The sequence below is a fragment of the Streptomyces sp. NPDC001858 genome, from assembly GCF_053594615.1.
Map to the genome: position 1 here is coordinate 154,978 of NZ_JBSFEV010000012.1, position 18,788 is coordinate 173,765.

At 73.0% G+C, this 18,788-nt stretch carries 18 protein-coding genes; 6 read left to right on the forward strand and 12 right to left on the reverse strand.

The window, feature by feature from the left end; all coding sequences use genetic code 11:
* Positions 1-15: 15 nt before the first annotated feature.
* Positions 16-681, forward strand: a complete 666-nt coding sequence (locus ACWCPF_RS19990; RefSeq protein WP_451046371.1) for a zf-HC2 domain-containing protein — start codon at positions 16-18, stop codon at positions 679-681.
* Between the two features lie 175 nt (positions 682-856).
* Here the strand turns inward: ACWCPF_RS19990 and ACWCPF_RS19995 are convergent, their stop codons facing one another.
* From ACWCPF_RS19995 to ACWCPF_RS20010, 4 genes are all read right to left on the reverse strand, one after another.
* Positions 857-1,918 carry a matrixin family metalloprotease gene (locus tag ACWCPF_RS19995; protein WP_451046372.1) on the reverse strand — a complete coding sequence of 354 codons (1,062 nt, stop codon included), beginning with the start codon at positions 1,916-1,918 and terminating at the stop codon, positions 857-859.
* Between the two features lie 134 nt (positions 1,919-2,052).
* Positions 2,053-2,916: an Fpg/Nei family DNA glycosylase gene (locus tag ACWCPF_RS20000; RefSeq protein ID WP_451046373.1), complete on the reverse strand. Its 864-nt coding sequence runs from the start codon at positions 2,914-2,916 to the stop codon at positions 2,053-2,055.
* A gap of 31 nt (positions 2,917-2,947) precedes the next feature.
* Positions 2,948-5,035 (reverse strand): SpoIIE family protein phosphatase, encoded by a 2,088-nt coding sequence (locus ACWCPF_RS20005; protein ID WP_451046374.1) that lies wholly within the window; start codon positions 5,033-5,035, stop codon positions 2,948-2,950.
* Between the two features lie 74 nt (positions 5,036-5,109).
* On the reverse strand, positions 5,110-5,526 hold the full coding sequence (locus ACWCPF_RS20010) for a hypothetical protein (protein ID WP_451046375.1): 417 nt from the start codon (positions 5,524-5,526) through the stop codon (positions 5,110-5,112).
* Positions 5,527-5,677: 151 nt separating this feature from the next.
* Between ACWCPF_RS20010 and ACWCPF_RS20015 the strand changes: the two genes are divergently transcribed.
* Positions 5,678-7,099: a lipase maturation factor family protein gene (locus tag ACWCPF_RS20015; RefSeq protein WP_451046376.1), complete on the forward strand. Its 1,422-nt coding sequence runs from the start codon at positions 5,678-5,680 to the stop codon at positions 7,097-7,099.
* Here ACWCPF_RS20015 and ACWCPF_RS20020 read toward each other — a convergent pair.
* Genes ACWCPF_RS20020 through ACWCPF_RS20040 form a run of 5 tightly spaced genes read right to left on the reverse strand, consistent with a single transcriptional unit; the run spans position 7,087 to position 11,291 of the window.
* Entirely contained in the window at positions 7,087-7,911 is an 825-nt protein-coding gene (locus ACWCPF_RS20020) for an amidohydrolase family protein (protein WP_451046377.1), read from the reverse strand. The genes ACWCPF_RS20015 and ACWCPF_RS20020 overlap by 13 nt on opposite strands.
* Complete coding sequence (locus ACWCPF_RS20025) at positions 7,908-8,222, reverse strand: L-rhamnose mutarotase (protein WP_451046378.1); 315 nt, start codon at positions 8,220-8,222, stop codon at positions 7,908-7,910. Before ACWCPF_RS20025 ends, ACWCPF_RS20020 begins: the two co-directional genes overlap by 4 nt.
* Complete coding sequence (locus ACWCPF_RS20030) at positions 8,219-9,199, reverse strand: aldo/keto reductase (protein WP_451046379.1); 981 nt, start codon at positions 9,197-9,199, stop codon at positions 8,219-8,221. Before ACWCPF_RS20030 ends, ACWCPF_RS20025 begins: the two co-directional genes overlap by 4 nt.
* Positions 9,196-9,951, reverse strand: a complete 756-nt coding sequence (locus ACWCPF_RS20035; protein ID WP_451046380.1) for an SDR family NAD(P)-dependent oxidoreductase — start codon at positions 9,949-9,951, stop codon at positions 9,196-9,198. The genes ACWCPF_RS20030 and ACWCPF_RS20035 overlap by 4 nt, the downstream gene beginning before the upstream one ends.
* Entirely contained in the window at positions 9,948-11,291 is a 1,344-nt protein-coding gene (locus ACWCPF_RS20040) for an L-fuconate dehydratase (protein ID WP_451046381.1), read from the reverse strand. The genes ACWCPF_RS20035 and ACWCPF_RS20040 overlap by 4 nt, the downstream gene beginning before the upstream one ends.
* 181 nt (positions 11,292-11,472) lie before the next feature.
* Here ACWCPF_RS20040 and ACWCPF_RS20045 point away from each other — a divergent pair, with 181 nt between their 5' ends.
* On the forward strand, positions 11,473-12,228 hold the full coding sequence (locus ACWCPF_RS20045; protein WP_451046382.1) for a FadR/GntR family transcriptional regulator: 756 nt from the start codon (positions 11,473-11,475) through the stop codon (positions 12,226-12,228).
* A 110-nt stretch (positions 12,229-12,338) separates the two neighbouring features.
* Positions 12,339-13,691, forward strand: a complete 1,353-nt coding sequence (locus ACWCPF_RS20050; RefSeq protein ID WP_451046383.1) for an amidase — start codon at positions 12,339-12,341, stop codon at positions 13,689-13,691.
* Between the two features lie 130 nt (positions 13,692-13,821).
* Here ACWCPF_RS20050 and ACWCPF_RS20055 read toward each other — a convergent pair whose 3' ends face one another.
* Positions 13,822-13,995 (reverse strand): hypothetical protein, encoded by a 174-nt coding sequence (locus tag ACWCPF_RS20055; protein WP_451046384.1) that lies wholly within the window; start codon positions 13,993-13,995, stop codon positions 13,822-13,824.
* Between the two features lie 457 nt (positions 13,996-14,452).
* On the opposite strand from ACWCPF_RS20055, the gene ACWCPF_RS20060 reads away from it, so the two are divergent.
* Positions 14,453-14,908 (forward strand): hypothetical protein, encoded by a 456-nt coding sequence (locus ACWCPF_RS20060; protein WP_451046385.1) that lies wholly within the window; start codon positions 14,453-14,455, stop codon positions 14,906-14,908.
* A 25-nt stretch (positions 14,909-14,933) separates the two neighbouring features.
* On the forward strand, positions 14,934-15,692 hold the full coding sequence (locus tag ACWCPF_RS20065; protein ID WP_451046386.1) for an SDR family oxidoreductase: 759 nt from the start codon (positions 14,934-14,936) through the stop codon (positions 15,690-15,692).
* 9 nt (positions 15,693-15,701) lie between these two features.
* Here ACWCPF_RS20065 and ACWCPF_RS20070 read toward each other — a convergent pair whose 3' ends face one another.
* Together ACWCPF_RS20070 and ACWCPF_RS20075 are read right to left on the reverse strand one after the other, a co-directional pair.
* A complete protein-coding gene (locus ACWCPF_RS20070) occupies positions 15,702-17,210 on the reverse strand; it encodes an SDR family NAD(P)-dependent oxidoreductase (RefSeq protein WP_451046387.1) in 1,509 nt (502 codons plus the stop codon).
* A gap of 104 nt (positions 17,211-17,314) precedes the next feature.
* The gene (locus tag ACWCPF_RS20075) at positions 17,315-18,691 is read right to left on the reverse strand and encodes a wax ester/triacylglycerol synthase family O-acyltransferase (protein ID WP_451046388.1); all 1,377 of its coding nucleotides are present in this window, start codon (positions 18,689-18,691) and stop codon (positions 17,315-17,317) included.
* Between the last annotated feature and the right edge of the window lie 97 nt (positions 18,692-18,788).

The following is an 18,788-nucleotide window of genomic DNA, read 5'->3' on the forward strand; positions in this document are numbered from 1 at the left end:
GCACGAGGTTTCGGCATGAGGTCCCTGGAAAGGCATCGCGACGTCGGCGCGTACGCGCTCGGCGTGCTGGACGAAGCGGAAGCTTTCCGCTTTGAGGACCACCTCATGGAGTGTCCTCAGTGTGCGGCGCAGGTCACCGAGTTCGGGCCGACCACACGGCAGATGATGCTGTATCGGCGCGCGACCCCGCGCACCGTGCACCCCTTCGCCGGCCCCGGCCCGCAGCTGCTCGACCGGCTGCTCGCCGAGGTGGCGACCCGGCACCGCGCGATGCGCCGGCGGCTGGTGTTCGCCCTCGCGGCCTCCGTGGTGGTCGCCGTGGCCGCCCCCGCGCTGATGATGATGGCGGGCGGCGGCAGCGGCGGCGACGCCCAGGACGCCGTGCGGCTCACCGCGACGGACGAGAAGTCCGGGGTGTGGGCCCAGATCACCACCGAGGACGAGACCTGGGGCAGCCATGTGCAGCTCGAAGTGAAGGACGCCGCGGGCCCGCGCGACTGCCGGCTGATCGCCATCGGCGTCGACGGCTCCGAGCAGACGGTCACCAGTTGGAGCGCCCCCGAGCACGACGCCCGCCCCAACATCATGCAGGGCGCCGCGGCTTGGCACTCCGACCAGATCGTCCGCTTCGAACTGCGCACCGACTCCGGAGAGCACCTGGTGACGCTGAACGCCCAGTAGGCGCTCCGCTGGAAGTGCCGCGATGTGCCGCGATGTGCCGTCTCTTTGCTGCGGCACCATCGTGGCTGGTCGCTCCCCCACTCTCGGCTGCGCTCGAGCGGGGGGACCCCCATCGCGGCGGAGCCGCACATGTCAGAGCTCCGCGCCCCTTCAGGGCGCGCTGCCGACGGCGCTCTCACCAGTACATGAGCGCCGCGCCTCCGCTGCCCCAGGTCGAGTAGAGGCGGGCCCGGGCCACATAGCGCCGACCCCGGACCAGACGCACCTCCAGCCGGCCGTTGCGGTCCTGGCCGCTGTCGTCGTCGCCGGCGAGATAGCGCAACTCGCCGTCCCGCTCCTCGAAGAGGACCATCACGAAGTCGCTGGCGCCGAACGCGCCGAGCACGTACTTGCGGGTCTCGGTGGGGACGATCTCGAAGTCCGCCTGCTCACCGGAGGACAGCCGCAGCGGGTGCGACTGGAAGGGTTCGAGCCGGGCCGGGCGGGCGACGAGCGGCGGGTACCACTGCAGGACGCGGTCCTTGTCGACGGCGGAGATGTCCAGGGGCTCCGGGATGCCCTCGCGGCCGTACCGCTCCGGCTGCACGATCAGCCCGGGCGGGAAGCCGTACTCCATCACCGAATCGGAATCCCAGGGGGAGTCGAGGACCTGGCTCCTGCGGAGCTTGCGCAGGATGTTGTGGAAGGTGACCTCCCGCGGCCACTCGTTGGGCGGTCCCGCGAGTTCGGCGTAGACGGCCTCGTCGTCCCACTCGATGCCCGCGTTCGGGTTCTGGTGCTCGTGGGACAGACCGATGACATGGCCGAGCTCGTGCAGTGCCGTGGATCTGCCGTCCGGGGTGTCGAGCGGCCAGCCGTAGTGCGTCGTGGGCTCGTCCGTGCCGACGGTCAGGGCGTCTCTGCCGACGGTCGACTTGGAGCCCTCGGCCTCGCTGAAGGCGATACGGATCTCGGACTCGTCGAGGTCGTCCACCTCACGGAAGTCCAGGCCGATGCCGAGGCTCTTCCACTTGCCGAAGGCATGCCGGACCTCTTCCAGCTGCTCCTGGCCGCCCACGTCCCCGCCCTCGTCCATGAAGGCGTAGTGCAGGACGGTCCCGTTGGCCCACTTCGTGCGGTTCTGCAGGATCGCGGCCGCCCGGCGGGTGCTGAGGTCCGGGCGCAGCACGGGCTCCGGCTGTTCCGGTTGGGCGCAGTACAGGCGAACGCGCGGTTCGTACTCGTCGTGCGTGTTCATGGTGCCCCTTCTTCCGGCATTCCTCGCAGGTGAACGCGGTCGGAGGGACTGTGTCGAGGGGACATCTCCAGCGTCCGCCCCGCCCCGGGCGGCGCGCAAGTCGACCTTCCCGCCCGCCCGTCCGGCGGTCCGGGTTACTTCAGGAGCTTGGACATCCTGCGGTCCGCCAGCGGCTTGCCGCCCGTCTGGCAGGTGGGGCAGTACTGCAGGGACGAGTCGCTGAAGGAGACCTCTCTGACGGTGTCGCCGCAGACCGGGCAGGGTTCGCCGGTGCGGCCGTGGACGCGCAGGCCGCTCTTCTTCTCGGCCTTGAGACGCCCGGCGGCGACGCCCCGCGAGCGTTCGACCGCCTCCGTCAGCGTGGAGCGCAGGGCCTCGTACAGGGTGTGGGTCTCCTGCGGCGTCAGGGAGGCCGCGCGTTTGAACGGGGACATCTTCGCGGCGTGCAGGATCTCGTCGCTGTAGGCGTTGCCGACGCCTGCCAGCAGGCTCTGGTCGCGCAGGGCGCCCTTCAGCTGACGGCGTTCGCCCGCGAGCAGGGCGGCGAAGCGGGCCTCGTCGAAGTCGGCGGCGAGCGGGTCGGGCCCGAGGCGGGCGATGCCGGGCACCTGTTGCGGGTCGTGGACCACGTACACCGCGAGCCGGTGCTGGGTGCCGGCCTCTGTCAGGTCGAAGCCCGCCCCCGTCTCCAGGGCCACCCGCAGGGCCAGGGGGCCCTTGCCGGGGCGGGGCGGCCCGTCGGGCAGCCGGTCCTTCCAGTGCAGCCAGCCCGCGCGGGCCAGGTGGGTGACGAGGTGGAGGCCGTCGCCGGTCGCCAGGTCGAGGAACTTGCCGTGCCGGTGCACGGCCGTGACCTCCTGGCCCTCGACGGCGGTGACGGGCGGGTCGTACGTCTTCAGGACGCTGATGGCGACCGGCAGCACCCGGACGATCTCGTGGCCCACGAGATGCCCGGTCAGGAAGTCCTTCAGCGCTTCGACCTCGGGGAGTTCCGGCATACGTCCAGAGTGCCATCCGCCGCCGGAGCGGTCAGCTCCGCTCCGACGCGACGAACTCGCACCACACGCACTTGCCGCCGCCCCGCGCCTCCACGCCCCAGGCGTCGGCCAGCAGGTCCACCAGCAGCAGGCCCCGCCCGGAGACCCCCGACACGCCCGGCTCACGGCGACGCGGCAGCGCGCTGGAGGAGTCCTCGACCTCGACCCGCAGCCGGCGCTCCCCGCCGGTGAGCGCCCGCAGGGTGACGATCGCCGCGCCCTCGGTGTGCATCAGCGCGTTGGTGATCAGCTCGTCGGCGACCAGCTCGATCTCGTCGGAGCGGACCCGGACGCCCCAAGCGCGGGCGGCGGCGCGGATCATGTGCCGGGCCTCGATGAGGGCCTCCGGGTCGCCGGGCGCCACATGCTGCTGGAGCCGGCTCCCGGCCTGCGGGCTGTCCGGGCCGCGCCGGCGCAGCAGGAGCAGCGCGACGTCGTCGTCCCCGCCCTGCTGCTCCGCGACCTCGATGAGCTGGTCGGCGAGTTTGCGGACGTCGTCGGGGGCCGCGGCGATGAAGGCGGCCAGGGCCCGCATGCCGTCCTCCAGGTCGGCGCCGGGCTGTTCGACCAGTCCGTCGGTGCACAGCAGCAGGGTGTGGCCGGGGTCGAGTTCGAGCGTGCCCACCGGGTAGTCGAGCTGCCCGAACTCGGCGGACAGGCCGAGCGGCAGCCCGCCGGGCACCGGGACGCGCCGGCAGGTCCCGTCGGGGCGGCGCAGCAGGGGGTCGATGTGCCCGGCGCGGACCGCCTGGACGACCCCGGTGGTGAGGTCGACCTCCGCGTACAGGCAGGTCGCGAAGCGGTCGGTGTCCAGCTCGTGCAGGAAGACGGAGGCCCGGGCCATCACGGTGGCCGGGGTGTGCCCCTCGGCCGCGTAGGCCTTCAGCACGATCCGCAGCTGGCCCATGACGGCCGCCGCGTGCGTGTCGTGGCCCTGCACATCGCCGATGACGGCCCCGACCCGGCCGCCGGGCAGCGGGATCAGGTCGTACCAGTCGCCGCCGATGTCGCGGCCCAGCGAGCCGCCGATGGTGGCGGCGCGGTAGCGGACGGCCACGTCGGCGCCCGGCACGCTGGGGATGGTGCGCGGCAGCATGGCCTGCTGGAGGCCCTGGGCGATGTCCTTCTCCTGCTCGTAGAACATGGCCCGCTGCAGGCTCTGCGCGATGCTGCTGCCCAGGGCGACGAGGATGTTGCGCTCGTCCTGGGTGAACCCCGCGCGATTGCTGTAGAGCAGGCCCATCGCGCCGATCGGGCGGGCCTGGACGATGAGCGGCAGATAGGCCGCGGAGGTGATCTCCAGGTCGGTGATGTGCGGCCACAGCACGGGGTAGCCGGCCGCGAACTCCTCCGGCGACTCGATGAAGCGGGGGGTGAGCGTGCGGACGACCTCGCTCATCGGGTACGGCTCGTCTATCCGGGTGACCAGGGTGCCGGGCACGAAGCTGCCCTCCGGGCCCTCCGCGATCAGCCGGATGCGGCCGGCCTCGACCAGGCCCATGACCAGGCTGGTCGCGCCGAGATGGGTCAGGCCGTGGGTGTCCTTGAGGACGTCTATGACGTCCTGCACGGTGCGGGCGTGCGCGAGGGCGGCGGTGGTGAGCTGGACGACGTTGGTCTGCTCGCGGCGCGCGTCGTCCAGGGCGGCCTCGTCGCTGCGGGCGGCGAGGTCGCTGAGCTCGTCGGTCGCGTCGCGCACGATGCCGACGATGCGGCGCGGCCGGCCGGTCCCGTCGCGCCGGATGTAGCCCTGGGTGTGGGTCCAGCGCAGCCGGCCGTCGCGCAGCCGCATGCGGAAGTAGGCGCCGTAGTTCTCGCTGCCGTCCTTGATGGCCTGGGCGACCAGTTCGTCCAGCCGGATGCCCTCGTTGGGCGGGACCCGGATCGAGAGGCTGGCCGGGTTCCCGTCGTATTCGTCGGGGCGCAGGTCGAAGATCTCGTGGGCCCGGGCGTCCATGTGGAACAGGCCCGAGTCCAGGTCCCAGTCGAAGGTGCCCATGCGGTTGAGCGCCAGGATCGGATCCGGGTGGGCGGGCCAGTCGTCCGGGAGTGACGGGGCCCTCGCTCCCCGATCAGCCATGCGCCCACTTTGCCAGGATTCGGACGATTCTTCGACCGGGGAGCCGGGCCCGCCCGACCAGGCTGCGCCCACGGTCAGCCGCTGAGGGCGTCGGCGGGGCTGCCGAAGACGATGCCGGCCGCATCGGCCACCTCGAACGCGCCGGACGCATCGGACGTCTCGGACTGCGCGAAGTTCTCCGACTCGTCGGGGCCGTCCGGGATCAGTCCGCCGCCGTCGAGCGGATCGGGCAGCTCCGGGACGGTCTCGGGCCCGAGGGCGTTCGGTTCGAACGCGTCGGGGGCGAGGCCGCGGTCGAGGTCGGCGTCGATGCCGCCGTCGGGAATGGCCTCATCCTCCGGGTCCGCGAAGAGGGCCCGCCCCTCGGCCGCCGGGAGGACGACCTCCGAGCCCGGCATCGTGCTGTTCGCTTCCGCACCGTCACGGCCGGCGACGAGGAGCGCCGCCGAGAGCGCGCAGGCGGTGAGGAGAGCGGCAAGGGGTAGTCGCACCACGTTCTCCCACATCGTCGGGTCAGTCCACACGAATCCACCGGGAGGTGATTCGCCCACTATTGTCTGCTTCACCCGCCCAGGTCACGCAAGTGGAGCACGCGCACACGCACAGCGACCGGGCCGGATCGGAGAAGAGGAGCGCAGGTCCGTGGAGTGGTTCACCGCACCCGAGTACGGGCTGAGCCGGCTGGTCTTCCAGCGGGCCCTGGCCGGGGTGTACCTGGTCGCGTTCCTGACGGCGGCCCTGCAGTTCCGGGCGCTGCTCGGCGAGCGGGGGATGCTGCCGGTGCCCCGGTTCGTCGAGCGGGTGCCCTTCCGGCGCGCGCCCAGCCTGTTCCACTGGCGCTACTCCGACCGACTGTTCGCGCTCTGCGCCTGGACGGGCTGCGCGGTGTCCGCGGCGCTGCTGGCCGGGCTGGACGGCCTGCTGCCCCTCGGGGCGGCGATGGCGCTGTGGCTGGCGCCGTGGGCGCTGTATCTGTCGATCGTCAACGTCGGGCAGACCTGGTACGCGTTCGGCTGGGAGTCGCTGCTGCTGGAGACGGGCTTCCTCGCCGTGTTCCTCGGCAACGACGAGGTGGCCCCGCCGGTCCTCGTGCTGTTCCTGATGCGCTGGATCCTCTTCCGGGTGGAGTTCGGCGCGGGGCTGATCAAGATGCGGGGCGACGCCTGCTGGCGCAAGCTCACCTGTCTCTACCACCACCACGAGACGCAGCCGATGCCCGGCCCGCTGAGCTGGTTCTTCCACCGGCTGCCAAAGCCGCTGCACCGCGCCGAGGCGGCGGCCAACCACGTCACCCAACTCGTCGTGCCGTTCCTGCTGTTCGCCCCGCAGCCGGTCGCGACGGCGGCCGCGTCGCTGATGATCCTGACCCAGCTGTGGCTGGTGGCGTCGGGCAACTTCGCCTGGCTGAACTGGATCACGATCGTCCTGGCCGTGCCCGCGCTCGAACTCCCCGGGGGACCGAGGTCCTTCCCGGCCGCCCCGGTCTGGTACGAGGCGGTCGTGCTCGCCGTCGCCGCGCTGCTGCTGTTCCTCAGCTACCACCCGGTGGTCAACCTGCTCTCCCGCCGCCAGGTGATGAACCGCTCCTTCGATCCGCTGCACCTGGTCAACACCTACGGGGCGTTCGGCAGCGTCAGCCGGATCCGCTACGAGGTGGTGGTCGAGGGCACGCTGGACGACGTGCCGCGCGAGGACTCCGACTGGCGGGAGTACGAGTTCAAGGGCAAGCCGGGCGATCCCCGGCGCCGGCCGCGCCAGTTCGCGCCGTACCATCTGCGGCTCGACTGGCTGATGTGGTTCGCGGCGCTCTCCCCCGCGTACGCCGGACCGTGGTTCGGCGCCCTGGTGGAGCGGCTGCTGGAGAACGACCGCGACACGCTGAAGCTGCTGCGCGGCTCCCCGTTCCGGCCGGACGAGCCGCCCCGTCACATCCGCGCCCGCCTCTTCCGCTACCGCTACACGACGTGGCGGGAGCTGCGGGAGACGGGCGCCTGGTGGGAGCGGACCTATGTGCGGGAGTTCCTGCCGCCGACCCGGCTGGCGGAACCGGCTCAGAGGCCGTAGACGCGGACGGCGGTGGTCTCGAAGATCTGGGCGTGATCGCCGGGGTCGGTCAACTGACGGGCGAGGGCGAGGACTTCGCCGTACGAGGCCAGGGGCGTGCACACCGGCCAGTCCGAGCCGAACATCAGCCGGTCCGGGCCGAAGGCCGCGAGCACCGTGTCCGCGTACGGGCGCAGGTCGTCGACGCTCCAGGACTCGGGGTCGGCCTCGGTGACCATGCCGGACAGCTTGCAGACCGTGTTGGGCAGCGCAGCGAGGGTGCGCACGGCCGACGCCCACGGCTCCCGCGCGCCGGTGGCGATCGGCGGCTTGCCCAAGTGGTCGAGGACGAAGGTGAGTCCGGGCAGGGCGGCGGCCGCCTCGGCGCAGGCCGGGAGTTGGCAGGGCAGCACGACCAGGTCGTAGACGAGTCCGGCGTCGGCGACCGCGGCGAGACCACGCCGGACGTCCGCCCGCAGCAGCCACTCCGGGTCCGGCTCGCCCTGGACCTGGTGCCGGACGCCCTTGAGGTACCGGCCGCCGGGCAGCTCCCGCAGCCGGGCCAGTTCGTCGGCGACGTCCGGGCGGGTGAGGTCGGTCCAGCCGACGACGCCCGCGATCAGGTCGCTCTCGGCGGCGAGGGCGAGGAACTCGGGGGTCTCCTCGGCCACGGTGACCGTCTGGACCAGGACCGTGCGGTCGACTCCGGCCGCGCGGGCCTCGGGCGCCAGGTCGTCGACGGTGAAGTCCCGCCGCAGCGGGCTGTCCTCGGCGATCCAGTCCTGGTCGCGGACCGACAGGTCCCAGACGTGGTGGTGCGCGTCGACGGTCACGGCAGCTCCCAGACGACGGGCAGGCCCGCGCCCGCGCCGTCGTCGGAGTAGTCGTGCACCACGTCGAGCAGCTCGGCCATCCGGGCCTGCCACACCACGTTGACCGGCAGTTTCTCCAGCTCGGCGAGGAGACGGGCGTAGTCCTCGCACTCCAGGACGTGGAACAGGTCCGTGCCGCTGCGCCAGATCGTCCAGGAGGTGGCCCCGGCGGCCCGGATGGCGTCCGTCAGCTCCTTCGGGACCTCGCGGTGGGCGGCCTCGTACGCGGCGACGCGGTCCGCGCGGACCTTGGTGTGCAGGGCGACCCTCATGACGGCTCCTCGTCGGGCAGCGGACCGTGCAGCAGCCCGGTGTCGCGCAGCTCCTGCCAGAAGGCGGCGGGGACCGGGGCCGCGAACTGTTCGGCGCAGTCGCGCACTTCGTCCGGCGAGCGGGTGCCGACCAGGACGCTCGCGACGGCCGGGTGGGCGGAGCAGAAGGCCAGGGCGGCGGCCCGCAGGGTGGTGCCGTGCCGGTCGGCGATCTCCTGCATGCGCAGCGCCCGGTCCAGCAACTCGGCCGGTGCCTGGGCGTAGTTGAAGGTCGCACCGGGCCGGGGGTCCGCCAGCAGACCGGAGTTGAACGCTCCCCCGATGACCACCGACACCCCCCGCTCGACGGCGGCGGGCAGCAGCTCGGCGCGGGCCCGCTGGTCGAGGAGCGTGTACCGGCCCGCGCAGAGCACCACGTCGACGTCCGTGTCGGTGACGAAGCGCGTGAGCATCTCGGCCTGGTTCATGCCGGCGCCGATCGCCCCGACGACGCCCTCCGCGCGCAGCTTCTCCAGCGCCGGGTAGCCCTCGCGGAAGGCCTGTTCGGCGTGGTCGTCGGGGTCGTGGAGGTAGACGACGTCGACGCGGTCGAGGCCGAGGCGCTCCAGGCTCGCGTCCAGGGTGCGGCGGATGCCGTCGGCGGTGAAGTCCCACACGCGTTCGTGCGTGGCGGGGACGGCGAAGCCGTCGGCCAGGTCGTCGCCGCCCCGGCCGGTCGGCTCCAGGCGACGGCCCACCTTGGTCGAGACGGTGTACTGCGAACGGGGGTGCTCGCGCAGGGCCGCGCCGAGGCGGCGTTCGGACAGGCCGAGGCCGTAGTGCGGCGCGGTGTCGAAGTAGCGGATGCCCTGCTGCCAGGCGGCGGCCACGGTCTGGTGCGCCTGCTCCTCGCCGACCTCGGTGAACAGATTGCCGATGACGGCGGCGCCGAAGCCGAGCGGGCTGACGGGGACGCCGCTGCGCCCGAGCCCGCTCACCGGCCCGCCGGCCTGAGCCTGAGGCCCTGCATGCCGCCGTCGACGGCCAGCGCGGTGCCGGTGGTCGCGCCGGACAGCGGGCTCGCCAGATAGGCGACGGCCCCGGCGACCTCGGCCGCGCTGACCAGCCGGCCGGTGGGCTGGCGGGCCTCCAGCGCGGCGCGCTCGGCGGCCGGGTCGGCGGCCGCGTCGAGCAGCCGGCCCACCCACGGGGTGTCGGCGGTGCCGGGGTTCACACAGTTGACGCGGATGCCCTCGCGGATGTGGTCGGCGGCCATGGCGAGGGTCAGCGAGTACACCGCGCCCTTCGTCGCGCTGTACAGCGCGCGTTGCGGGAGGCCCGCGGTGGCGGCGATGGAGCAGGTGTTGACGACGGCCGCGTGCGCGGAGCGCCGCAGATGCGGCAGGGCGGCGCGGGCGACCCGGACCATGCCGACGACGTTGACGTCCAGCACCCGGTGCCATTCGGCGTCGTCGTTGTCCTCGACGGTGCCCTGCGCGCCGATGCCCGCGTTGTTGACGAGGATGTCCAGCCCGCCGAGTTCGGCGACGGCCGCCTCGACGGCCGCGCGCACCGAGGCGTCGTCGCCGACGTCGGCGCGGTAGCCGAGCAACGGCTTCTCGACGCCCGACGGGTCCAGGTCGAGGACGGCGACCCGGGCGCCGCGCTCGGCCAGGAGTTCCGCGGTCGCCCGGCCGATGCCCGAGGCGCCCCCCGTCACCAGGGCGGTCAGCCCTTCGAAGTCGCTCACTGCGCCTGCTCCTTCCGGTCCTTGAGGTCGGCGGCCCAGAAGTCGCCGCCGGGATACGTGTACCGCGCGATCGACTCGGGCCGCATGGCGGCCGAGAAACCCGGCGCGGTGGGTGCCGTGTAGTGACCTTCGCGGATCACCACCGGATCGAGGAAGTGGTCGTGCAGATGATCGACGTATTCGATGACCCGGTCCTCGGTGGTGCCGCTGAGGGCCACGTAGTCGAACATCGACAGGTGCTGGACGAGTTCGCACAGGCCGACGCCGCCGGCGTGCGGGCACACCGGGATCCGGAACTTGGCCGCCAGCAGCAGGATGGCGAGGTTCTCGTTGACCCCGCCGACCCGGGCCGCGTCCAGCTGGAGGACGTCGAGGGAACCGGCCTGGAGGAGCTGCTTGAAGACCACGCGGTTGTGGACGTGCTCCCCGGTGGCCACCTTGACGGGGGCGACGGCCCGGCGGACGGCCGCGTGACCGAGGACGTCGTCGGGGCTGGTGGGCTCCTCGATCCAGTACGGGTCGAACTCGGCGAGGGCCCGGGTCCAGCGGATCGCCTCGTCGACGTCCCAGCGCTGGTTGGCGTCGACCGCGATCCGGATGTCCGGGCCGACCACGGAGCGGGCGACGCGGCAGCGCCGGATGTCGTCGTCGAGGTCCGCGCCGACCTTGAGCTTGATCTGCCGGAAGCCGTCGGCGACGGCCTCGGCGGCGAGGCGGCTCAGCTTGGCGTCGTCGTAGCCGAGCCAGCCGGGCGAGGTGGTGTAGCCGGGGTAGCCGCGCTCCAGCAGCCGGGCCCGGCGTTCCTCGGCGCCTTCCTTGCCGCGGCGCAGCAGGTCGAGGGCCTCGTCGGGGGTGAGGGCGTCGGTGAGGTAGCGGAAGTCGATCTGGCGCACCAGCCACTCGGGCTCGGCGTCGGCGAGCAGCTGCCACAGGGGCTTGTCGGCGCGCTTGGCGGCCAGGTCCCAGGCGGCGTTGACGACCGCGCCGATCGCCATGTGCATCACGCCCTTCTCGGGGCCGAGCCAGCGCAGCTGGCTGTCGCCGATCAGGTCGCGGCTGAGCGTGCCCGGGTCGGCGCAGAGCTCGTCGACGGAGCGGCCGACGACGTGCTCGCGCAGCGCGTCGAGCGCGGCGACCTGCACCTCGTTGCCCCGGCCGATGGTGAAGGTGAAGCCGTGCCCCTCGTGGCCGTCGGGCGCGTCGGTGCGCAGGACGACGTAGGCGGCCGAGTAGTCGGGGTCCGGGTTCATCGCGTCGGAGCCGTCCAGCTCGCGCGAGGTGGGGAAGCGGATGTCGTGGGTGTCGACCGCGGTGACGCGGGCGGTGGGCGGGGGCGCCATCGGTCGGCTCCTCATCTGGCGTGCTCGGTGCTCGACGCATGGTGCTTCAGGCGTCGTGCTCGGTGCTTCATAGGTCGCGCTTCGTGCGACAGCCGCAATATTTATCAGACCACTTCCCCCTCACAACACCCCCGAAGCCGAGTTTGGGCGCATTATTGACCCAAGTGGTCCGACCACATCGATGGCTAGACTGCGCGGCACCGGCGACAGGAGAGAGCACGTGGACGAGCCCCGGCAGGGCGCGGCAGCAGCCCCCAAGGGCACGGTGACGCAGCGCGCCATCGAGCGGATCAAGGCGCTGATCGGCGAGGGGCTGCTGGAGCCGGGCCAGCGGCTGCCCACCGAGCGCGATCTCGCGGCGCAGCTGGGCATCTCGCGCAGTTCGATGCGCGAGGCGATCCGGGCGCTCACGGTGCTGGGCGTGCTGGAGGCCCGGCACGGCTCGGGCATCTATGTGACGCAGCTCCAGGCCGGGGACCTGCTGGAGACGTTCGGGGTGGTCGCCGATCTGTCGCGCGGGCCCCGGCTGGTGGAACTGCTGGAGGTCCGGCGGATCCTGGAGTCGACGGCGACCGCGCTGGCCGCCGCACGGATCACCCCCGACCGGCTGGCCGTCGTGAAGGGCCACCTGGACGCGATGAACGCCACCGACGACCCCGACGAGATCCTCGCCCACGATCTCGCCTTCCACCGCGCGATCGCGGCGGCCGCCGGCAACGAGACGATGGCGGCGATCCTGGAGGGCCTGTCCTCGCGCACCTTCCGGGCCCGGGTCTGGCGCGGCTACCGCGAGGAGGGCGCGTTCGACCGCACCCGCCGGGAACACGCCGCGATCCACCGCGCCCTGGCCGCCCGCGACCCGGAGGCGGCCCGCTCGGCTGCGGCCGCCCATGTCGGCGAGGTGGCGGAGTGGCTCAGGGCGCAGGTGGCCCCCTGACCGGGACGTGACCGGCAGACGGCCGCGACAGGTCGCCGGACTCTCGACGCGGGCGTCGAGGCGGGGCACAGTTCTCCTCACATACTCACCAGTAGGACCGAGGAGCCGCCGTGACCAGCTGGGTCGGCCGGACCGCCGTCGAGATCGCCGCCGCCGTTCGGGACAAGGAGGTCACGCCGCGCGAGGTGGTGGCCGAGCATCTCGCGCGGATCGAGCGCCTGGACGGCCGGATCGGGGCGTTCCGGGTGGTGCGCGCCGCGGCGGCGCTCGCCGAGGCCGACGCGCTGGCCGCCCGCGCCGACCTGGCCGAACTGGCCGAACTGCCGCTGGCCGGGGTGCCGGTGGCGGTCAAGGACAACCTCGGCGTGCGGGGCGAGTCGACACGGGTCGGCTCGGCCGCGACCCCGGACACCCCGGCCGAAGCCGACCATGTCACCGTGGCCCGGCTGCGCGCGGCCGGGGCGGTGGTCGTGGGGCTGACCAATGTGCCGGAGCTGTGCGTCTTCGGCACCACCGAGGGCGTCCACGGCACCGCCCGCAATCCGTGGGACACCTCCCGCACGGCCGGCGGCTCGTCCGGCGGCAGCGCGGCCGCGGTCGCCGCCGGGATGACGCCGATCGCGCTGGGCAACGACGGCATGGGGTCGCTGCGCATACCGGCGGCCAACTGCGGCCTGGTGACCGTCAAGCCGGGCCACGGGGTGGTGCCGGCCGGGATCGGCGACGGCGACTGGTTCGGGATGTCGGAGAACGGTCCGCTGGCGACGACGGTCGAGGACGCGCGGCTGATGCTGTCGGTCCTCGCCGGCGCCGACGTGACGGCGGCCGAGAAGCCCGGCGGGCCGAGGATCGCGGTGTCGGTGCGCAGTCCGCTGGCCGGAACCGCGGTGAGCCGGCCCTACCGGGACGCGGCGCGGGAGGCGGCCGCGGTGCTGGTCCGGGCGGGACAGCGCGTGGAGCGGGCCGACCCGCCGTATCCGCTGTCGCTGGGCGTCACCTCGCTCGCGCACTGGACCGCCGGCACCGCCGTGGACGCCGCGCACCTCGACGCCCGGCTGCTGACCCGGCGCACCCGGGTGCACGCGGCCCTCGGCCGGCGCTTCCTGGCCGAGGTGCGCGACGGCTCGGCGCGGGAGACGCTGCGCCGGCGGCTGGAGCCGTTCTTCGCGGAGTACGACGTGCTGCTCACACCGGCGCTCGCGCGACGGTCGCCGAGGTCGGCGCCGTGGCACGAGCGGGGCTGGCTGCGCAACGTCCTGGTGAACACGAACTACTCGCCGCTGACCCCGCCGTGGAACCTGACCGGCTGGCCCGCGATAGCGGTCCCCTTCGGGACGCTGCCGTCGGGCGCGCCGACCGCCGTGCAGTTGGTGGGCCGGCCGGGGACGGAGGGCGAACTGCTGCGGCTGGCGGAGCAGTTGGAGAGCCTGCAGCCGTGGCGGCGGACGGCCCCGCTCGACTGAGAAGCGGCGGGGCGGGGACGGGGCGGGAACGGGGAGGAGACGGGGAGGAGACGGAGAGGGAACGGCCGGAGGCTCGGCATGGGCGTGCCGGTCGCGGCGCACGCCCATGCGGTCGTCGATCGCGAGCGGGTCAGTCCACGCTGGGCAGGATGTGGTCCTCGGCGAGGTCGTCCTCGTAGCCCGCGAGGCGGATGGGGGCGGAGCGGGCCCACACGTCCAGGCTGCCGATCTCTCCGGGCTTACGGCCGGCCCGCTCCGGGCGTTCCTTGGGGCGTTGCTCGCGATTCGTCTTCTCCGGTGTCACCGCGCACTCCTTATGTGTCGGGTCACCCTCGGGGCGTGCCGGTCAGTCTGCGATCCGGCGCTCGACGCTCCCTCGGGTCTGGCTGGAGTCGGTGGCGACGCTGTGGCGCCGGTGACTCCCAGGAGGGCTGGCCGTTGTGAACCGGCTTGTCCCAGACGGACGGTGGGTGTGGGTGGCACTCCGTCGTGCTGTCCGTCCGATACAGACTAACCAAATGAGCGGGGTGCCGCTCGATAGGGCTGAAAACTTGGCGTAACCATGGGGCGTCACCCGCATGTCGTCGCAAGTGAATTGAACTCCTTCCGTCACATTCGCACCCTTTGAGTTCACCCGTCCGGCCTACACCGGCGAACGCGCCTGCCGGTCCGTCGCGCCGTTCAAGTGCCGTTCGTCCGGTCGCAAGCCGGACATGATCTGGTGGCGTCCGGCAACGGCTGTCTCGCGGAAGGACAGACGCATGGAGCTGCGCAGCGTCGAGGAGCTGATGGACCTGCTGTACGCCTGCCGGGGCGTACCGAACGCCGCGGACGGCGGTGGCATCGGTGTCGGCGTCGATCTGCACGATCACGCGCTGCAGACGGCGGCGCTGCTGCGCCGAAGTCGCCCCGCCGACAAGGAGCTCCAGCTCACCGGGCTGGTCCACCCCATCGGCCGGCTCCTGTGCCCCACCGACGCCGGCGTCCGTGCGGAGCGCGCCGCCGACGCCGTACGGCCCCTGCTCGGTGCCCGTGTCTCCCGTCTCATGGGTCTGCACCCCTGGCACGACACGCCCGCCGACGACGACCTCTTCAGCCTGCGCCAGGCCGACGAGGACGGCCGGGTCGCCGGATGCGACGCGGGGGTGCTGGAGGACTGGCGCACGGTGCTGGAACTGGTGGCGGCACGGAACTCACGTCTCGGGGCTGTCGATTGACGGTGGGCCGTGAGACCGTGCGCCGATGACGTCGTCGTACGGGTTGAGCGGTAAGGCAGCCGTCGTGACCGGCGGCACGCGCGGCATCGGCCGGGCGGTGGCGCGGGCGCTCGCGGACGCCGGGGCCCAGGTCTGCGTGAACGCGCGCGACGCCGACGAGGTGCGCCGGACGGCCGCGGAGCTGGGCGGGATCGGCCTCGCGGGCGACGTCGCGGACCCCGGGCGCCCCGAGGCGCTGACGGAGCTGTGTCTGCGCACGTTCGGGCGGCTCGACGTCCTGGTCAACAACGCGGCGTCCAACCAGCCGTACGGCCCGCTGATGGACGCCGATCCCGACGTCTGGCGCCGGACGTTCACGGTGAACGTCGAGGCGCCGCTGCGGCTCGTGCAGTGCGCGTGGCGCGGCTGGATGCGGGAGCACGGCGGCGCGGTGGTGAACGTGTGCACGGAGGGCGCGACCCACGTCGGCCCGTCCGTGGGCGCCTACGGCACCAGCAAGGCGGCCCTGCGCCACCTCACCCGGCAACTGGCGGGCGAGCTGGGCCCGGGGGTACGGGTCAACTCCGTCTCCCCCGGCCTCGTCCGCACCGAACTGGCCCGCTTCATGTGGGAGCCGAGAGAGGGCGAGATAGCGGCGGGCCTCCCCCTCGGCCGGATAGGCGCCCCGGAGGACGTCGCGAGGGCGGTACTGTGGCTGGCGTCGGACGAGGCGAACTGGATCACAGGCGCCGACCTACTGGTGGACGGCGGCACCAATGTGAGAGCGGCGCGTCCACCGACCTGACAGTGCGGGCTACCACTTCCCGGGCGCGTAGTCCTTGAGAAAGACCCCGTACACGTCCTCGCCCGCCTCGCCGCGCACCACCGGGTCGTACACCCGAGCCGCCCCGTCGACGAGGTCGAGCGGCGCGTGGAACCCCTCCTCCGCGAGCCGCAGCTTGTCGTAGTGGGGACGCTCGTCGGTGATCCAGCCCGTGTCGACGGACGTCATCAGGATGCCGTCGGCCTGGAACATCTCCTGCGCGCTGGTCCGCGTGACCATGTTCATCGCGGCTTTCGCCGCGTTCGTGTTCGGATGCCCCGCGCCCTTGTAGCCGCGTCCGAAGACGCCCTCCATGGCGGAGACGTTCACGACGTACGCCCGCCCGCTGTCCGCCCGCCGGGCGGCTTCGGCCATGGCCGGGCGCAGCTTGCTGATCAGGATGAACGGCGCCGTGTAGTTGCACAACTGGGTCTCGAGGAGCTCCACCGGGGAGATCTGCTCGATGGTCTGCACCCAGGTGTTGGTGTCGACGACGTCCGGCACGAGACCGCCCGCGTCGATGGCGGTGCCGTCGAGGTGCCGGGCGACGCTCGCGTTGCCCGCGACCAGGGCGAGGTCGGCGACCGCCTGCGCGTCCAGGCCGCTGATGCCGGCGGGCAGCGCGGCGAGGCCGTCGACCGCGCCGGAGCCGAAGGCGCCGATGACATGGTGGGCGGGCAGCTCGCCGGCGGGCAGCGGGGCGCTCTCGCCGCCGACCAGGGCGGCGTAGGCGGAGGGCAGCCGGCGCACGGTCTGGGTCGCGTTGTTGATGAGGATGTCGAGCGGGCCCACCTCGGCGACCTGGTCGGCGAGGGCCACGGCCTGCGCCGGGTCGCGCAGGTCGATGCCGACGACCTCCAGGCGGTGGATCCAGTCGGCCGAGTCGTCCATGGCCTTGAAGCGGCGGATGGCGTCCTTGGGGAAGCGGGTGGTGATCGTGGTGTGCGCGCCGTCGCGCAGCAGCCGCAGCGCGATGTACATGCCGATCTTGGCGCGGCCGCCGGTGAGCAGGGCGCGCTTGCCGGCGAGGTCGGCGCGGACGTCGCGCTTGGTGCGGTTCAGGTGGGCGCAGTCGGCACAGAGCTGGTGGTAGAAGTAGTCGACTTCCACGTACCGGGCCTTGCAGGTGTAGCAGGAGCGCGGGCGCTGGAGTATCCCCGCGATCTTGCCCTCCTCGGTGACGGAGGAGGGGAGGATGCCCTCGGTCTCGTCGTCGATGCGCTGGGCGGAGCCGGTGGCGGTGGCCTCGGTGACCGCCTTGTCGTGGGCGGTCTTGGCGGCCCGGCGCTCCTGGCGGCGGCGCTGCTTGACCGTGCGGTAGACGCCGGCGGTGGCCCGGCGCACGGTGATCGCGTCGGGGTGGTCGACGTCCAGCTTGTCGAGTTCGTCCAGCACCGCGAGGCAGACGGCGAGCCGCTCCGGGTCGATGCCGGGGCCGTACAGTCCCTCGTCCACGGCCTCCTCGGGAATCGCCGTGGAGTCGTCCTGTGTCACCGTCATCGCGCTGCCGCTTCCCTGCTGACCCGTGCGGCGCTCCGACCGCGCCCGCCCTACGAACAGGGAATTTTACGGAGCGCCGGGCCTCTCCTCCAAACCCGTTCCCGTCAAGAGCCGCAGGCCGTGATGAGCGTCTCCACCTCGGCGGTCAGGGCGCGTGCGAACCGGTCGAGATCGGGGACGGCCTCGGCGTCGGCGACGAGCCCGTAGTGGACCTGGCCGCGGTAGGTCGAGACGGCGACGGCGAGGGCCTGTCCGCGGGCGAGCGGGGCGTACGGGAAGACCTCGGTGACCGGGTTCCCGCCGAGCTTCAGGCCGAGGCTGGGCAGCGGGACGCTGGTGACGAGGATGTCGAACCAGAGCCGGGCGGCCTGTCCGGCCAGCGGGCCGCCGAGGCGGTGGCCGAGGGCCGGCACGTGGTCGGCGAGCAGGGCAACGGCGCCGGCGCCCCGGCCGGGGCCCGCGTCCTTGTTGCGGTCCATGGCGGCGCGGACCGTGGCCAGCCGACTCAGCGGGTCCGGGTCGTCGACGGGGAGCCGGGCCAGATAGCCGGAGAGCCGGTTGCCCTGCGGGTGGGCGGTGCGCGGGCGGCGTTTGGAGACGGGGATGAGGGCGCGCGGCACGACGCCGTCGCTGCCGTCGCCGCGTTCGTCGAGCCAGCGGCGCAGGGCGCCGGCGACGACGGCGATCAGCACGTCGTTGACGGTGCCGCCGGCGACCTTGCGGATCCGGTGCACCTCGTCGAGGTCGATGACCACGCCGGCGGTGCGGCGGGTGCCGCTGGAGCGGGCGGTGAGGGCGGGGGTGGGGCGCATGCCCAGGGTGTGCACGGCGACGGAGGCGCCGATGTCGAGGGCGCGGCCCACGTCGGAGACGGCCCCGCGCAGCAGGTCGGGCAGTCTGCGCACGTCGGGGAGGCGCCCGCGGGGCGGCTCGGCGGGGCGCGGCCGGGGCGCGGGCAGGTCCAGCGGATCGAGGACGGCCGCGGCCAGCGTCAGGGCGCGCAGGCCGTCGGCGAGGGCGTGGTGGAACTTGAAGAGCACGGCGAACGAGACGCCGTCCGCGCCCGGCAGCACATGCGCCTCCCACGGCGGGCGGCCGCGCTCCAGGGGCCGCTGCATGAGCAGGCCGGCGTCGGTCTGGAAGTCGGCGGTCGCCGCGTGCAGCGTGACGTGGTGGACGGGGTCGAACTCGGGGTCCGGCTCCCGGGTCGCGCCGCCGAAGGCGAGCGGCAGCCGCAGGTCGAACGGACGGCGCAGGTCGAACGGCTGGGCGGAGTCGAACGGCCGCCATACGTCGCGGATGCGCATGCGCAGCCCGGGGACGGCGGCCGCGCGGGCAGCGAGCAGGTCGGCGGCGTGGGCGCCCGCGGTGGGCGAGTCCGCCGTGAAGACGCCGAGCGCGCCCAGGTGCATGGGGTGCTCGGCCGACTCGAGGTTCCAGAACGCCAGGTCGAGGGGTGCCAGCAGATCATCAGCAGTCAAGGACTTGCCTCGCGTCGACGAAGGGTGAGGCAAGCAGTCAATCGCGCCGGGCGATTACGGTCAAGTACGATCATGCTACGCACAGTTAACAGCGCAT

Bases quoted from the DNA above. Each gene is read 5' to 3' on its own strand.
- ACWCPF_RS20000 (WP_451046373.1), bottom strand. From the start codon at position 2,916: ATGCCGGAACTCCCCGAGGTCGAAGCGCTGAAGGACTTCCTGACCGGG.
- ACWCPF_RS20025 (WP_451046378.1), bottom strand. From the start codon at position 8,222: ATGAGGGTCGCCCTGCACACCAAGGTCCGCGCGGACCGCGTCGCCGCG.
- ACWCPF_RS20005 (WP_451046374.1), bottom strand. From the start codon at position 5,035: ATGGCTGATCGGGGAGCGAGGGCCCCGTCACTCCCGGACGACTGGCCC.
- ACWCPF_RS19990 (WP_451046371.1), top strand. From the start codon at position 16: ATGAGGTCCCTGGAAAGGCATCGCGACGTCGGCGCGTACGCGCTCGGC.
- ACWCPF_RS20060 (WP_451046385.1), top strand. From the start codon at position 14,453: ATGGAGCTGCGCAGCGTCGAGGAGCTGATGGACCTGCTGTACGCCTGC.
- ACWCPF_RS20065 (WP_451046386.1), top strand. From the start codon at position 14,934: ATGACGTCGTCGTACGGGTTGAGCGGTAAGGCAGCCGTCGTGACCGGC.
- ACWCPF_RS20045 (WP_451046382.1), top strand. From the start codon at position 11,473: ATGGCTAGACTGCGCGGCACCGGCGACAGGAGAGAGCACGTGGACGAG.
- ACWCPF_RS20040 (WP_451046381.1), bottom strand. From the start codon at position 11,291: ATGGCGCCCCCGCCCACCGCCCGCGTCACCGCGGTCGACACCCACGAC.
- ACWCPF_RS20070 (WP_451046387.1), bottom strand. From the start codon at position 17,210: ATGACGGTGACACAGGACGACTCCACGGCGATTCCCGAGGAGGCCGTG.
- ACWCPF_RS19995 (WP_451046372.1), bottom strand. From the start codon at position 1,918: ATGAACACGCACGACGAGTACGAACCGCGCGTTCGCCTGTACTGCGCC.